Raw genomic sequence first — 15,453 nt, forward strand, 5'->3', positions numbered from 1 at the left:
GTCTCAGCCCAACACCACTCACATGGAATGGTGTCTAAGGCTGAAACTAAGCGTCTGCTTAATTTATTGTGTTTAAACTAAACTGTCATTATTCCTAGCTAAACATCCGCCGCGTAGCTTTCAACAAGGTCCTCTTATCCTTGTCGTAACGTGGTGTATCCACTAAGTTATCCATTGAGATTCCAGCAAAGTGGTAAGCGGCAATTTCACCTGAACGAACCGCACTCTGCTCCGTGAAGATCATCTGGTAAGGCTGCTCCGCAAACTCACCAGTGAAGGCTAAGTTAGTGGAATGCGCTGGAATGACCTCTGGCCGGTCCGTCTTAGCCCGGTTGTTAAACAGTGCTGAGGCGTAGGGCATGTAAACTGGAATGTTGTTAATGATACTGTCCAAGATTTCTGGTTCCTTATCCCGAATATTGTTGGGACCAGGGTCGACCTTAGCCAGTTGTCCAATCAATTCCTGGGCCATTTCCTTCCCATTCATCTTAATGTACTGCTTGTGGACGAACTCACCAGTCCGCCGTGGGTATAGGAAGTAGCCCCAAATGACGGATTCGTTAGGCTTTTGGGTGGTAAAGTGTGGTTGATGATGAACCACGATCGACATGTTCACGTCCTTTTGTCCCAGTGGTGTGATCGGTGTCGTGGACAGGAAGGAGTTCAACGCGTTTCCAGGAACCTGCGTCGTAATCCGGGTAATTTCGTTCAAGAGTAGGTGATTCTTGGTAGTCAACGTAAAGCTGACCCACTCGGAATTCTTACGGTCGTCGAAGAACTTGTCTGGCGTCCCCAAATTGTAGAAGCGTTCGGTGGCCTTCTTCCACAGTGCCGCACTGATCCCATATTCCATGTTCTCCCGCGCTGGGGTGTCGTAATCTCCCATGGTAGCAGAGTCCGTGATGGAACCGTTGGTGAAGATAACAGCCGTGTCACCATCCACATCGACCAGCTCTTCCGTATCATCGGCCACATTCTTAACGTGCAGGCCGGTCACGGTAATTTCATCCTGTAAGGCACTGTCCGCAAACTCCCAGTCAGTCACGATTCGGTTGTCCAAGAAGGTTACACCGTTATCCTTCAAGTAGTTGATCAGCGGTAACATAATACTTTCAAACTGATTATAACGGGTCCGGTTGACCCCAACTAAATGTTCAATCTGCGTAAATTCATAGATCATTTGGTGCATGTAGCGCCGCAATTCTTGCGCGGAGCTTTCAATTCTGAAGGCAAAGGTCGTTTCCCACGTGTACCAGAAATTGGTTTGGAACATGTGCGGGTCGTCCTTGAAGTACTCGGCAATCGTCACGTTATCGAGCTTGGTTTCCTCTTCGTCAGGCATTAAAACTAACTTGGATAGCAAGACCCGGTCCTTGTTATTCAGACCTAATTTACCGCCATCAATGATTCCTTTGCCCCCCTGCATCAACCGTGCCTTATCAAAGGTTTGGTGATGAAAATCAAAGTCGTGGGTATCTTCAGCGGCCGTCATGCCCTCTTCGGTGGCTGACGGAATCCGGTCGAGCAGGTCCATCAAATCAACGTAAGTCCGGTAGTTCAACATTCGACCACCACGGGCCACGTAACCCGTTTGGTTATCCAGCGGGTGGTTCTTGTTCCAATACTCATTACTGAACTCACCAGTCTCGCCACCGTCATTGGCCCCGTGCATGTCAGCCCCATAAAATGTAATCTGACTGCCGTTCCAATGGGCTTCTTGAATCAGGTAAACCGCTGCGGCCATATTAGATAAGCCGGCACCGATCATTACTGCTTTTGTCTTTACCATCAAAAACACCTCCGTAGATTCATAACGCCTTTTACGCCCCCATTATGCTTGCTTTGTCAGACGTTGTAAAGCGATTACTTTTCAGTATTAACCAGTTCTAAGAATCGCTAGAAATCCTTAATCTAACGGCAATTGTGATAGGTCGTGTTGTAGTTGTGGGTTATCTGTCCAGGTAGGTCAAGATCCCCAAAATGGCCGCCTCCGGCCGCCAGGGATGGCACCTGCTGTGGGGACCGCCTGCGGCCTGAGGCCCGGTCCTTCGGCTCGACTTGAAGCCCCGCCCAAGCCCAGGCGGGTCTCCAAGCTCGTCCCGTGTTGGTGGCTCGGCAACCCCACCGAGCCACCAACACTTTCACAGCCGGCACCATCCCTGACAACCTCCGGCTACGGTAGTTTTCTGGATTTAATCCGGTTTAGGCCCACGACACGACCTATCACAGTTGTCTTAGCTATCAGTTTAATCAGTAACAATTGCAGCGGCTATTAAGCACGTAACCGACATCAAACTTACTGACTACCATATCGTGATGGCAGGCTGACCAATTCCATCGAACTTCAACTGCATAACCGGCTTGCGTTTACAGTGTTGCCATTTCCCATACACAGAAGCCGCTGGTAGCTAGACTTGGATCCTGTGTATGGGGCTGGTTTCCCAAGATTAGGCCACGGGACGAGTTTGAAAACACGGTGATTTTCCGAGGTTTCAAGTCGAGACTAAAGACCGCCTTTTGGCTTTAGTCGGTCCCCCCAGCGAAACGTCTAGCTACCAGCGGCGGCAATCTACAACTAATCCCAACAAAAAAAGAAGCACGCCATCAAGCGTGCTTCTAGTTGAAACAACCACGTTAATCTGCTGCCATAAACTTACCAGCGGTCAGCAATGATGCCTTTACCCAGCCTTTGTTGGTAACGTAGAGGTACTTAACGTTCTTCTTGTTCTGTTTAATGGTAATCTTCTTAGTTGCGTAGAAGGTCTTGCTTTGTGGCAGGACGCCCTTCTTGGTCAACGTCACCTTGGCCTTGTCAGCAGCGAACTTGCCACTGAAGTAGGCCGGTGTGGTGCCCTTGAAGTGGAAAGCGGCCTTCTTGATCTTAGCAGAGCTAACCAAAGTGTAGGTTTTCCCCGCAATCTTGTCAGCAGCGGCTTTCTTAGTTGCTTTCTTACCATCAGCTGCCATAAACTTGCCTGCTGTCAATTTAGAGAGAGCGGCCCAGCCTTTGACCTTACCGTTAGCACTCTTCACGTAAGCATAGGTCACCTTCTTGGCCTTAGCCTTCTTGGTAGCCTTAGTCTTGATCACAATCTGCTTAGTGACGTTGTAAGTCTTTTCGCCAGCCAGAGTCCCCTTCTTAGCTAAGGTAACTTTCGCCTTGTCGGCAGCAAATGCGGCGCTATACAGTGCTGGTTTACCACTCTTTACGTGATAAGCGGCTTTTTTAATGTTTTTAACGCTTACCAGTGTATACGTGGTTTTTTTGGCGGCCACTTTAGCGGCCGCCATCGCAGTTGTTTCACCAGCTGCGGGAGCAATAGCCCCTAACCCTAATGGCAATACCATCGCTGCTGCAGCTGCGATCATTGCAACTTTTTTCATCATAACAATTCCCCCCAATAGATTTCGTGGTGAATCCATCCCTGAATTCACTTGGTATGTTACCACGTAACGTAATTGAGACTCTCATCTGTTTACTCGAAATGGTCCCGAATCCCCCAAGAAATTGCGTCCACTGGTAAATTAACGGAACTAACATCTCGGGGGCAAATTGGTGAACCAACAAAAAAATCGCAAATCCCTGTCAATCCGGGATTTGCGACTTGGTAAGCCACTTAAAGGTTAAAATGAACGATAGTTTTTCAAGAGATATCCTGTGTTTCATCGCCTTACCGGTTGGCAGCTATGGGCTGGAACGGTGCCGACACAACTTGAAGCCTCGAAAACCACGAGTCTTCAAGCTTGGTCTTCTTCTAAGCCATAAACGGCTAAGAAGAACAAGGCGCCTGAGCCCATAGCTGCCAACCTCACGGCTTAGACAGTGGAAAACTAATCACTAACTATGCCTTAAATAAGCTGACGACAATCAGCCAATGCTTAGCCGTCTAGTTAATCCAGTATTTAAAGTCTCATTCACCAGACAATCATTCCTCGATGATCATTCAATACACCCGATTAAGACTGACGGCCAACACACTGGTTATTTACACAACTACCGTAGCCGCAGGTTGTCAGGGCTGGTGGCAGCTGTGAAAGTGGCGTTAGCTCGGTGGTTTCCCGAGGTTACACCACGGGACGAGCTTGGAAACACGTGACCTGGGCGTGGTTTCAAGTCGAGGTGCGAGACCGCACTATGGCTCGCGCCGGTCCCCACAGCAGGCACCAGCCCTGGCGGCCGGAGGCGGCCAAGTCATGCCAACTGTTATTTAGAAGTCTTAGCCATCGACTTAGCGATCAGTGACGTGAAGTACCGGTTCCCCAAGTTATTAGGATGAACGTGATCGCTAACGAACCACTTATCATGGCCCTTAGCCGTCCCGTACCAATCGATCTCATGGACGTTGTCGTACTTGGCAGCCGTCTTAGCGATCATCTTGTTCACGGAATTCTGCCATTCACGCGTTGGGACGTGCGCGTTGACCCAGAAGATCTGGCGCTTAGGCCCAATGGCATGCACGATTTGGTCCGCTTGGTCCGCCGTCACGTACCCGTTGGTCCCAATGTTCACCAATACCGTCTTGGCCAGTTGACCTCGCTGTGCCAGACCGTTGATTACACCTGGCAAAGCATCTGCTTGCCGACCAACTGCCCCATCTACAACTGCACCAGGGAAGACCTCTTGGAGGTCACCTGAGTCATCTAGCAGAACGGAGTCCCCCACTGCCGTGATTGGCGTTTGCTTGCTAGTCGTCAGTTCCTTAGCGTTTAAGAAGTAGTATTTCGCCGTCTTCTGGTCCGCCTTGGACATCTTTGAAAAGGCCACGGCCTTCTCGTGTTTACGCTTAGAGGCAGCCGCTGCTAACGCTTTTTGCTTCTTGGCCGCAGCAGCGTTTTGCTTCTTCGTCGAGGCTTGCCGTTCCGTAATCGTCCGCTGAAGGGCCGTTGGCTTAGCAGCGGCTGGCTGTTGGACGAAGCCGACAGCGGTGACACCAAACAGAACGGCAGCAATCACCGTAAACGTGCTGGCCACCCGGTGGGCACCGGGTTGTTGCAACAAACTCTTCACATCATGCGTCAACTGACCGTAATGGTAGTGCCGCATTGGGTTTTCAATAAACCGGTAACTCAGCTCCGTCACCAACATGATCAAGGCTACCTCAACCAAAGCGTTGAACAACGGATGATTTCCGATATTCACCTTAGCTTCGTAGAAAATCATGACGGGAAACTGATACAGGTAAATTCCATAGCTCCGCTTACCCACGTAACTAAAGACGGGGGTCGAGAGCAGACGATTCATGTCACTCCCCGGATGGGCCACCGTTGCCACCAGAACACCAGCTAACACGGTGAACCAGAACATGCCGCCACGATAAGTGCTGGCTGCTTGCCCATTCATGGTAAAGAACATGTAAATTAGAACTAATAGTGACACCAGGCCCGCACCATTTAGAATCCAGCGATGGGCCTGTGAGACATTTGAATTAAGTTTGTGAGCCGGCCACAGGAAGGCCATACCCGTTCCAATCAGGATGGCAAACATCCGGGTATCAGTCCCGTAGTAGACCCGGTTCGTGTTCGCTGGGTCGTACAGTAATGCCATCAACACCGCTGATACGACCGCCACCGCAAAGAGAATGGCTACGGCCCGGGCCCGCTTCCGTAAGAAGAGTAGCAGGGCTAGCACCACGAACGGCCAAACCAGATAGAATTGCCCTTCAATGGATAACGACCACAAGTGCGTGAACGGTGACTCCCCATTAAACCGATCGAAGTAGGATTGGCCGTGTTTAATTTCAAACCAGTTATAGCCATAAATTAAGTTGGTGAGCACGGTGCCCCGAATATTCGCCAACAGACTCCGTTGGAATAGCGTGATGTAGGCAGTCGTTCCCAGGATCATGGTGACTAGCGCCGGATATAACCGTTTTAGTCGCCGCCCATAGAAGCCCCAAACGTCAATTTCATTGTGCGTATCCCACTCTTGAATCAATAGATAAGTAATCAAGTAGCCAGAAACCACGAAGAATATGGGCACCCCTAGGTAACCCCCCTGTAAGGTGGATGGTGCTAAGTGATAAATGATAACCCCCAAAACGGCTAACGTCCGGATACCATCGAATCCGGTTATGTATCGTCGCTTTCCTTCGCGCTGACTACGCAAAAGCGTTCGCGTGAGCCGCGTGTAAGTCTGATCCATAATAATTGCTCCTTCTCTTTATAAAAACCAGTAACTGTCAGACTGGTGATACTCCCCAAATGGTTGTAAAACTAGTTATTAAGTTGATTTTATTATTCGTTATGTTGATATTTTTCGCGATAATTTACCAGATATATGTACTGACCCATCTAACGGTCCTAGTTACCCGGCAAAATCTCGGTAGTTAACTAGACCTAATCATATAATGTTTACCCCGTAGAAACAACGTTTTTACCCACATTTTTGAAATTGTAAAATTTGACATCAACAAGTAACCGTTCCCATCTCACAAAAGCGAAATTATCGGGATTTTCAAGCAATCTCAATCAGCCAGTTAATTCGCTAATCAAACATTCAGAAGGGCAAAAAGACGGGTCATTCGCTTTAGCTAATGTCAGTAGTCGATTTTTCTCTGGCAGTTAAGCGCTTTCATGATATACTTAAAAGAAGCTATTCACCAAAGGAGGAGTTCACCATGTCCCGCGTCAAACCTTTTACTGAAGATAACGTCCGCCAATACCCCAAGGTTGAATTACACTGCCACCTTGATGGGTCAATTTCTCTGCCAGCTCTCCGGGAAATGGCAGCGGTGACGGGGACCCCGCTGCCCGCCGACGACCAAGACTTGCGTCACCTGGTCACCGCCCCCCTTGAAACCGAAAGTCTAATTGATTACTTACAACGCTTCCAAGTCGTAACCGACCTGATGCAGACCGCCGAACAGCTGCGAATTGCTGGCTTCGATATGGTGCGCACTGCGGCCGCCGATGGCCTCATTTACTTAGAAACTCGTTTTGCCCCAGCCATCTCCACCCAAAAGGGGCTGTCCGTCCGTGATGCCATCCAGGCAACCTTAGATGGTCTCCACGCTGGTACTGAAGAATTTGGCATTCCAGTTAACGCCATCGTCTGTGTCATGCGTGATCGCCCCATCGACGAATGCATTGGCGTCTTTGAAGTTGCCAGTGAATTCATTGGCAAGGGCATCGTTGGCCTCGATTTTGCTGGCGACGAATACAATCACCCATCCATCGACCTTGCCGAAGCCATGAAAGCTGGCCGGCAAACTGGCCTGCCATTCTCATTTCACGCGGGTGAAGCTGGCCCCGTTGACAACGTGGCCGTTGCCCTCACCATGGGGGCCGAACGGATTGGCCACGGGGTCCACATGAGTGGCTTTCCCGCTACCATCAAGCAAGCCAAGCGCGCCGACGCGACCATTGAAATGTGTCCCACCAGCAACGTCCAGACTAAGGCCGTCACTGGTTATGACAACTTCCCACTCTCTGAATTCTTGAGTGCCGGCCTGAACGTCACCCTCAACACCGACGACCGGACCGTTTCCAACGTCACCCTGACCAGTGAATTCATGACCGTTCATGCACACTACGGACTGGGCTGGCAACACTTAGAACGCCTGACTTTAAACGCCATCAACGGCGCCTTTATCTCCGACGAGGAAAAAGCCGCCCTCCGAGACAAGGTTCACGCTGCTGTCACGGCTTAAACTTTGTTTTAAGAGAGTGGGACAAAAGGCGGTTAGTCAATGAGCATTAACGTCGATAGACGAATAATCCCGGTCTTGGATTGTTTGTCTATCGGGGTTAAGCGGAGTTGACTGCCTTTTGTCGCACGTTTCGACTATTTATGTTCGGAGCACAAAAAGGGTTTGAGACTTTTGTCCCAAACCCTTTATTTTACACGCGTTTAGCGTAAATCTGGTAGACTGGAGGTAGCTTAATACTTACAGTCATTAGGAGTAGCGCTGGCTGTGGGGACGGGACCTGAACTCGGGAAATCGCAGAGTCAACGCACCGTTCACACCCAACTTTCGACCAACCAATTCAGATAATCCGACACCTGATCAATCAATAATGGCAGGGCACAATCGTAGCCGCAGGTGGCTGGGGATGGGGGCGCCGTGTCGATGGTGTTACTTGGTGGTTTTCCAAGTTACAGCATGGGACGAGCTGGGAGACCCGCTGGGCTTGGCGGGGCTGCCAGTCGAGGAGCAAGACCGCTCCTCAGGCTTGCTCCGGTTCCCACGGCGCTCCCATCCCCGGCCACCGGAGGCGGACGCTACCCACAAGACTTTCCGATTGGTTAAAGTAATTTTTAGAAAGTGAGGCGGTTGAATGCCGCAAGAATACCCGTACCAAGATGCCTTCAACCGAACGCTGGCCGACCGGTCAATGGCCACCGCCACCCGCGACGAATATACAGCAACGTTGAAGGACTTCTTTCACTACTTAGAAAACTTCAACCCCACCTACCAACGCGATCACCGGGTCAACCAGCTTCAGACTCCCGACGTGGAACAGTATCTGGCCATGCTGGTGGATGCCCGTCAAATTCAAAACCAAACCTATAACAAAATTCTGTCCCATTTAAACGTCTACTTTAAGTTTCTCTTCTCTCACCGCTGGACGCCTTACCTGCCCACGCTCGACCTCAAGAGTAAGCCTAAACAGGCCGCCCAACCGGTCAACTACCGGTGGGTCGACACCCTAGCCGACTTCTTAGCCGACCAGCGGCTCCACGTTTACACTCGGCTGACCCTGTTGCTGATTGCCCACGGCTATCCCGTCCAGGTCTTTTTGCAACCGGATTTCACGGCCAACCTGATCACCGCTGACTGGTCCGCCACCGACCAGGCCTTTCTGCAAGAATTCCGAGTATTTGTGACGCCCTTACAGGACCGTTTTCAAACCGGTGATTGGTTCTTAAAGCAGCGGGCCGCGGCCGACCCCCACCTGACATTGCCCGGCCTCCACAAGTATCTCAAGCCCGACGAAAGGATCATTGGTTTCGCCCTCAGCCCCACCGTTCTATATCAAGGTTACTTAGTTAACTATCTTCGCCGCCACCCGCAAAAGACCGACAGAGAGGTTGTTGCGACCCTCAATTTGGAACCAGATTCCATCGACTACTACCGCCGACTGGCCCAACGTGCCGATTGAGTTCACTTTTTATGAAATTAATCTTATAATATAACTTATATAAGATTAATTATTTGGGGGAATAATTATGCGTAGAAAATGGTGGTTATTGGGTGGCTGTCTGGCCCTTGCCGCCCTACTCGTATGGGGAATCAATCGTTCCCAAGAGCGGCCCAATCACAACGTGCAATCTCATCCGGCTCAGGAAAACGAAGTCTCCAGTCACGACGTCTCGGCCACTCAGGTCAAGGCGCCCAAACCGTGGTTGAAGTTAAAACACCCGTTAAAGTTGCCGATTCTAATGTATCACAGCATCGCCAGTGGCAACCAACTGCGGGTGCCCAAGAAACAGTTCGCACATGAGATGGCCTACCTGAATCAGCACGGCTACCAGACGCTAACGACGACGCAGGCGATTCGCGCACTGACAACCAACACCGTGCCCCAGAAAAAAGTCGTCTGGATCACGCTGGATGATGCGTACAAGGACAACCGCAAGATTTTACCCATTTTGAAAAAATATCATCAACACGCCACAATCAACGTGATTACTGGCTTCACACACAAGTCTAACCACCTGACCCTGGCTGAGATGAAGCAATTGAAAGACTCCGGTCACATTGATTTTGCTAGCCACACGGTCCAACACCTGAACCTCGATAGCCTCACGGCGACGGAACAAAAGCAGGAACTGACGGCTTCCAAGACTTGGTTGGACCAGCACCTTCAGCAGGACACCAAGATGCTCTGCTACCCCGCTGGTCATGCTAACAAAACAACTCACAAGCTCGCTAAACAGGCTGGCTACAGCATTGCTCTGACAACCCAGGAGGGCGTCGCTACCATGAAACAGGGCCGCTACAACCTCGCTCGCTTACGAGTCACCCCGGGCATGACGCTGGCCACGTTTGGTGCAATGATAGGTTCCGGGAGTTGATTCTTCATTACTTTGCTAACTAACGGCTCTGGCTAAGCTTCACCAACCAGGGCCATTTTATTTTGCTCGAATGTAAGCGCTTCCCATTGTTTAATCTCACCTTTCGCCGTACAATAAAACTAGTTAAAAAGATCACAAGGAGGTCTTGATTATGGGGAGCGTGGCAACGTTAGTCACTTGGTCATTCATGGTAATCTTGATCGGGGCGGAAATCGTCCGGGGCATCTTCATGTTCCGCGGCTAAAATGATGATTGGAACGGGTTTGGGACACACGTCTCAGGCCCGTTTTGTGTTTCGACCGTATTTCGTTCGCCGACCAGCCTAACTGTCGCCTCCCACTGCCAATTGCCACCGCCTCGTGCTAGGCTGTGGCAACTTCATCGAGCAAAACCGCTCGTTAGGCAATTTAGCAGCGAGAAGGTGACCCCATGTGGTCGAAGTTGAATCCTCATTTCTATCGAACGTTGCCCTTTTGGCTGGGCGTCCTCTGCATTATAGCTGAACGATTCCTCTGGCAGTTTGATAGCCAATCGGCGCGGTTACTGGGGGTGGGTACCGGCACCTTTCTCATTCTCTTGAGTTTTGACCATGAACCGAAGGATAATCCTTGAAGCGAGTTGCTGAAAACCCCAGCAGCTCGCTTTTTCGGTCAACAGCCAGGCCGTACTGTCCGTTGACAGTTTATAAATTTACTCATAAGATGGACTCGTCGAAATTATAAGGAGGAACCCCTACATAATGAAAAAAGTAACCATGTTGATTGTCACACTACTAGCCGTCCTAGGATTGACCGGGAGCACAGTTTGGCTGAGTAACCACGCCACCTCTGCACAAGCTAAAACGTCCAAGACTACGAAGGCCCCTTCCTGGAAGCAGCCTTCTGAATCCAAGCCCTATCCGAACCTAAAGAAGCACAAGCACGCCTTTATCAAGGTCTCCATTGCCAAGCAACGGGTCTACATCATGGCCAGCAGGAAGAAAGTCCTGTACACCATGAAGTGCTCGACCGGTAAGAAGTCCTCCCCGACTCCTAAGGGCACGTTCCACATTCAAAATCGTGGTAAGTCCTTCTACAACGCCAGTTCCCGTGAAGGTGCCCGTTACTGGACCTCCTTCAAGGATTGGGGCGTTTACCTGTTCCATACGGTCCCAACCAACGCCAAAGGGAAGTACGTGGTCAGTGAAGCCAAAAAGTTGGGCAAGCGCGCCAGCCATGGTTGCGTGCGCCTCAGCGTTGCGGACGCCCACTGGATCTACACCCACGTGCCAGCCAAAATGAAAGTCGTTATTCACTAGGCTTACAAGCCTGACTGATCATATCTAAAATGAACATATTTAAGCGAGGTGGCCCTCTTGGCATCTCGCTTTTTTAGTTGTCTACTGTCGTATCTTTTATCATTGACAAATGTAAACGCAGTGGGGCTCATGCAGTATCTCAAACAGCTGGCGAATGAAGATTAATGAATAAAGCAAAGTGACAAATTATGTCATGCCACTCATATATACTCTATCATAACAACTAATCTATGAAATCAAGGAGTGTACTTTCATGTTAAATCATAAAGGATTGATCAAGTTCGTCACCATGTTGGGTATCGGGGTTAGCCTGTTAGGTGTTGGTTCGGTCACCGCCAATGCCTCAAGCAAGCCATATTACGGGAGTCTTTATTCTCGGAAACTTACATATCATATTGATTCAACTTCCAAGCATTGGAAAAATATTTGGAAGGGTGCTATCAATTCATGGAACAGTCTGCATGTTGTTAAGCTTCGTGCTACGAAAAAGGCATCAAATGCTGACATCCGATTAACGACAGTCAAGGGGCTTAAAAATAATACTTACCTATTTAATCCTGTTTATGACGGATTTGAACATCGGGGCGGTATTTATTGGATCAAAGTTAGCATGAATCGTCAAGCCCTGACGCATTTAAATGAAACGGAGCTAGGAAAAGAAAAGGACGCCTTATGGGCTGTTGGAATGGCACTTGGACTGGAATCAAATGATGACGAAACAAGTGCCTTATCGGGTCATGCTTCTAAGCCATCAACTAAAGACAAGGCCAACTTAAAACTTGCATACAAGGGAATCAAGTAAATAAAAAAAGCACCCATTAACTGAGTGCTTTTTTCAATCAATCAATGTATCTCTAACCAGCGCCACGACGCCAGTCCCAAACTTAGTTGTCCCAGACGTGATAGTCACCGAGCAGCTCCTTTGATCAGTCTGGTATACTGTTACCTGTAGAGTGTTAGAGTGGTGGCGAACCCTCAACTATGATTGGAGTGATGCGTATGCAACACAACATCAAACTTGAAAGGCTCGCTGTATGTGATAGGTCTGTCGGCATGCCTCCTGGGCATCGCCGCAATCTTGAACGCTGTTGCCAAGGTGATTACGGCTTATGCCAAAATCATCGAAGCAAACAAAAAGAACCGCAGCTAACTTGGCGGTCTACTCGGTTCTTTACGCTGTAATGTGACTGGGTGAGCTGTCGCTCTACATCTACCGTGTTTCTGCGCTAATTATAGCACAGGACACGGTGTTTTTGTACAGCGTTGAATTCAGGGCAAAGGAAAGAACCGTTGCTAACTTGACCGTCCACTCGGTTCTTTACGTCGTAATGCAACTAGGTGAACTGTCACTCGACAGCTACATAACTATAACACCTAAACTATTCGATCAGAACCAGTATGCCTGACGTGTTTTGGTATCAAAAGCTATCCTTTATCTGGAGTAGCTTTTTTATTTTGGCATTCAAAAATTAAATCACGTTAACTATTGAAGCATCTCTTCAATGACCATATAATAGGTCTTATAAACGCATTGTCACTACATAAACTGGTTATTGAGGAGCAATAATATCGTGAAAACTACAAAAATGATCATCGCTACGGCAACCCTGTTAGCCGCAGTTGGTATGGGCTCGGGTACTGCAATCCCCCAAGCAGGTTTGGGAGTCGATCAGGCTAGTGCCAAGTCCGTACGTCGCACTGCAACGCCTAAGTCTTACAAGAAGTTGGCTAAGAAAGCCGTGCACGTTTCTAAAGGAAATATGTATTCATCAGCTAAGCTCAGCAAGATTTCTCACAAGGCTAAGAACTATAAGCACACCACCTTTTATCGGACTAAGCAAGCTAAGGTTGTTAAGGCTAATAAGAAGACTGCCGTTTATAACTATATTAAATCAAGCAATGGTAAGACTAAGGGCTGGATTTGGCATGGCTATGTGAAGAATGGCAAGGCTCCAAAAGCTAAGACAAGCAAAGCTGTAGCCACGAGTGCTAAGTCTAAATCAAGCTCATCTGTAAGCTCGAGCAATAAGATTAGTAAGAGCAAGTTGAAGAGCATTAATAGTGCGGCAAGTAATTCGACGCATACTAGTATTATTAATAATTGGCTTATCGAACCAGGTAAAAAAGGTTCAGGATCCTTGACTAATTCTAAGGGATATTTAAAAGTTGCTAAGGGAACAAAGTTATATAATGTCGCTGGCGGCGCTGTTATTGGAACTTTGTCTAATGGACATCGGATGATGGGTGCTAAAGCTCATCCTTCTAAGTATTTGGAAGTTATGCCCGGAACTTATAGTAATTCTACTAACTTTAAGAATAATAGTAAGCATTGGGTTGTTTATTATATTAGTGGAAATGGACTAAATAATCATGGAACAGCGGCGAGTCCTCACAAAGGATTCAAATATCTAAGCGGTATGGACCAGGGACTCAGCAATGAATTTACTGGTGTTTGGCTGAGTATGAATGCTCAATCCGATAGTGCTTTGTATAATTGGACTCAGAAAATTTTATTGATTAATAAAAAAGCAGCTCAAGCAAAGTTCTTTTAGTATTAAATGGCTATAAAAACACTCTATATTTGGGTGTTTTTATTTTACACTTTTTGATATGCGATTTGTATTAAAGTTCTTCACCTCCACCAACGTGTGAAGGACAATTAATAAGTTAGACACCATTCAAACTTATACCACTAGCTTTATGTGCTAATATTCCGCGGGCGTTGGGAGTGTCAAATTTTTTGTGTAAATGGAAGTCCTCTCCCATTAGCTAGTTTCTAATACATGGATTCTAACGTGTCCTGAATTTGCTTAAAACCTCGATGCGTTCGCTCAAAATTTTGGCCGTTGTAGTCACGAATAACTGTGACCAGAACTCGTTCTAGCGCTGGTTCATTTGGAAATTGTTCTTTCTTCTTTGTCTGTCGTTTTAGCTTCTTGTTGAACGATTCAATGAGATTTGTGCTGTAGATGCTACTGCGTATCGCAGCTGGAAACGTGAAACAGGTCAAGAGATGAAGATTATCTTCTAGCTTGTTCGTTACTTTTGGATACGTCTTTTGCCACTTGTCTATGAAGTCAGCTAAGGCTTGTTTTGCGTCGTCCATGGTAGCTGCTTGATGGATCAGTTTGAAGTCGTTAAGAACCTCTTGTCGGTCCTTAGTTCGAACGTGAGCTTCAATGTTCCGACTGACGTGGATCAGGCACTGCTGGAGCTTAGCCTTAGGGAAGTGGTCACCAATTGTGTTGGTAAGGCCGACTAAGCCATCGGCCACGAATAAGAGGACTTCCTTTACACCACGCTGCTGGATGTCCACGAGAAGCTCTTCCCAAACGGTACTGGATTCAGTTGGAGCGACTTGGTATGCTAGGACCTCTTTCATTCCATTTGGTCGAATGCCAATGGCGATATGCACGGCTTCTTTAGCCACTGAGTCCCGGCGAAGTGGTAAGTATGTTGCGTCCACATAAATGACTGCGTATCGGCTCGCTAGAGGACGCGTTTTGAAGGCGTTGACCTGTTGGTCAACGACCTTCGTGAGGTTCGAAACCGTTTGTGATGTGTAATGAGCCCCATACATTTTCTCAATCAAATCCGCAATCTCACTAGTGGTAATCCCTTTTTCGTAGAGCTGGACAACAGTAGCCTCTAAGCCATCCGTTTGTCGTTGATAGCTCGGGATAGTTTTCGTATTAAAAATACCATTTCGATCGCGTGGAATCTCCAAATTTAATTCTCCATACTTAGTCTTAAAGGTCCGCAGATAATGCCCATTGCGTGAATTGCCGCTGTTAAAACCTTGGCGATCATAAGGCTCATAACCGAGGAACGACGAAAGTTCCTCGTGCATTAAATCATTGATGGCCGTTTCCAAATGTTGCCGAAAAACTTCATCTAAATCTTGCTTTTGTGCTAGTGCTGCCATAATTTCTTTGTTAAACTGAGTCATGGGGAAAGCCTCCTATGTCCTATGAAGTGAGTGTGGTTGCTAACTATCATAAGGGAGAGGCTTTCCCTTTTCAATTGCTTATTTTTCTATTTACACATAATTATTTAAACACCCCGGGCGTTAGACCACCACGCCTAAATACGATAAACTAGAGATGATTAGTAACACGCCACATAGGTAAGAAACTTC

11 protein-coding genes are annotated in these 15,453 nt (G+C 48.1%); 7 read left to right on the top strand and 4 right to left on the bottom strand.

Annotation, left to right across the window (positions count from 1 at the left end; all coding sequences use genetic code 11):
• Positions 1–94: 94 nt before the first annotated feature.
• From AB3Y94_RS06995 to AB3Y94_RS07005, 3 genes are all read right to left on the bottom strand, one after another.
• Positions 95–1,789, bottom strand: coding sequence for an oleate hydratase (locus AB3Y94_RS06995; RefSeq protein ID WP_367295589.1), 1,695 nt, complete (start codon positions 1,787–1,789; stop codon positions 95–97).
• Between the two features lie 845 nt (positions 1,790–2,634).
• Entirely contained in the window at positions 2,635–3,387 is a 753-nt protein-coding gene (locus tag AB3Y94_RS07000) for a hypothetical protein (protein ID WP_125681655.1), read from the bottom strand.
• A gap of 817 nt (positions 3,388–4,204) precedes the next feature.
• Positions 4,205–6,142, bottom strand: a complete 1,938-nt coding sequence (locus AB3Y94_RS07005) for an acyltransferase family protein (RefSeq protein ID WP_367295590.1) — start codon at positions 6,140–6,142, stop codon at positions 4,205–4,207.
• Between the two features lie 475 nt (positions 6,143–6,617).
• On the opposite strand from AB3Y94_RS07005, the gene add reads away from it, so the two are divergent.
• The 7 genes from add (at position 6,618) to AB3Y94_RS07040 (ending at position 13,867) form a co-directional block, all read left to right on the top strand.
• The gene (add, locus tag AB3Y94_RS07010; protein WP_367295591.1) at positions 6,618–7,649 is read left to right on the top strand and encodes an adenosine deaminase; all 1,032 of its coding nucleotides are present in this window, start codon (positions 6,618–6,620) and stop codon (positions 7,647–7,649) included.
• Between the two features lie 628 nt (positions 7,650–8,277).
• Positions 8,278–9,102, top strand: a complete 825-nt coding sequence (locus AB3Y94_RS07015) for a phage integrase N-terminal SAM-like domain-containing protein (RefSeq protein WP_367295592.1) — start codon at positions 8,278–8,280, stop codon at positions 9,100–9,102.
• 67 nt (positions 9,103–9,169) lie between these two features.
• Positions 9,170–10,018: a polysaccharide deacetylase family protein gene (locus tag AB3Y94_RS07020; RefSeq protein ID WP_367295593.1), complete on the top strand. Its 849-nt coding sequence runs from the start codon at positions 9,170–9,172 to the stop codon at positions 10,016–10,018.
• 429 nt (positions 10,019–10,447) lie between these two features.
• On the top strand, positions 10,448–10,630 hold the full coding sequence (locus AB3Y94_RS07025; protein ID WP_367295594.1) for a hypothetical protein: 183 nt from the start codon (positions 10,448–10,450) through the stop codon (positions 10,628–10,630).
• 127 nt (positions 10,631–10,757) lie between these two features.
• The gene (locus AB3Y94_RS07030; protein ID WP_367295595.1) at positions 10,758–11,315 is read left to right on the top strand and encodes a L,D-transpeptidase; all 558 of its coding nucleotides are present in this window, start codon (positions 10,758–10,760) and stop codon (positions 11,313–11,315) included.
• Between the two features lie 253 nt (positions 11,316–11,568).
• Positions 11,569–12,117, top strand: coding sequence for a hypothetical protein (locus AB3Y94_RS07035; RefSeq protein ID WP_367295596.1), 549 nt, complete (start codon positions 11,569–11,571; stop codon positions 12,115–12,117).
• A gap of 769 nt (positions 12,118–12,886) precedes the next feature.
• Positions 12,887–13,867 (top strand): hypothetical protein, encoded by a 981-nt coding sequence (locus tag AB3Y94_RS07040; protein ID WP_367295597.1) that lies wholly within the window; start codon positions 12,887–12,889, stop codon positions 13,865–13,867.
• 224 nt (positions 13,868–14,091) lie between these two features.
• Here the strand turns inward: AB3Y94_RS07040 and AB3Y94_RS07045 are convergent, their stop codons facing one another.
• Positions 14,092–15,264, bottom strand: coding sequence for an IS256 family transposase (locus tag AB3Y94_RS07045; protein WP_367294952.1), 1,173 nt, complete (start codon positions 15,262–15,264; stop codon positions 14,092–14,094).
• Positions 15,265–15,453: the final 189 nt, after the last annotated feature.

The organism is Levilactobacillus yonginensis, from assembly GCF_964065165.1.
GTDB lineage: Bacteria > Bacillota > Bacilli > Lactobacillales > Lactobacillaceae > Levilactobacillus > Levilactobacillus yonginensis_A.

What these genes read in the sequence shown, in the direction of transcription:
- AB3Y94_RS07015 (WP_367295592.1), top strand. Translation starts at nt 8,278, where the DNA reads ATGCCGCAAGAATACCCGTACCAAGATGCCTTCAACCGAACGCTGGCC.
- AB3Y94_RS07000 (WP_125681655.1), bottom strand. Translation starts at nt 3,387, where the DNA reads ATGATGAAAAAAGTTGCAATGATCGCAGCTGCAGCAGCGATGGTATTG.
- AB3Y94_RS07020 (WP_367295593.1), top strand. Translation starts at nt 9,170, where the DNA reads ATGCGTAGAAAATGGTGGTTATTGGGTGGCTGTCTGGCCCTTGCCGCC.
- AB3Y94_RS07045 (WP_367294952.1), bottom strand. Translation starts at nt 15,264, where the DNA reads ATGACTCAGTTTAACAAAGAAATTATGGCAGCACTAGCACAAAAGCAA.
- AB3Y94_RS07035 (WP_367295596.1), top strand. Translation starts at nt 11,569, where the DNA reads ATGTTAAATCATAAAGGATTGATCAAGTTCGTCACCATGTTGGGTATC.
- AB3Y94_RS07030 (WP_367295595.1), top strand. Translation starts at nt 10,758, where the DNA reads ATGAAAAAAGTAACCATGTTGATTGTCACACTACTAGCCGTCCTAGGA.
- AB3Y94_RS07005 (WP_367295590.1), bottom strand. Translation starts at nt 6,142, where the DNA reads ATGGATCAGACTTACACGCGGCTCACGCGAACGCTTTTGCGTAGTCAG.
- AB3Y94_RS07025 (WP_367295594.1), top strand. Translation starts at nt 10,448, where the DNA reads ATGTGGTCGAAGTTGAATCCTCATTTCTATCGAACGTTGCCCTTTTGG.
- AB3Y94_RS06995 (WP_367295589.1), bottom strand. Translation starts at nt 1,789, where the DNA reads ATGGTAAAGACAAAAGCAGTAATGATCGGTGCCGGCTTATCTAATATG.
- add (WP_367295591.1), top strand. Translation starts at nt 6,618, where the DNA reads ATGTCCCGCGTCAAACCTTTTACTGAAGATAACGTCCGCCAATACCCC.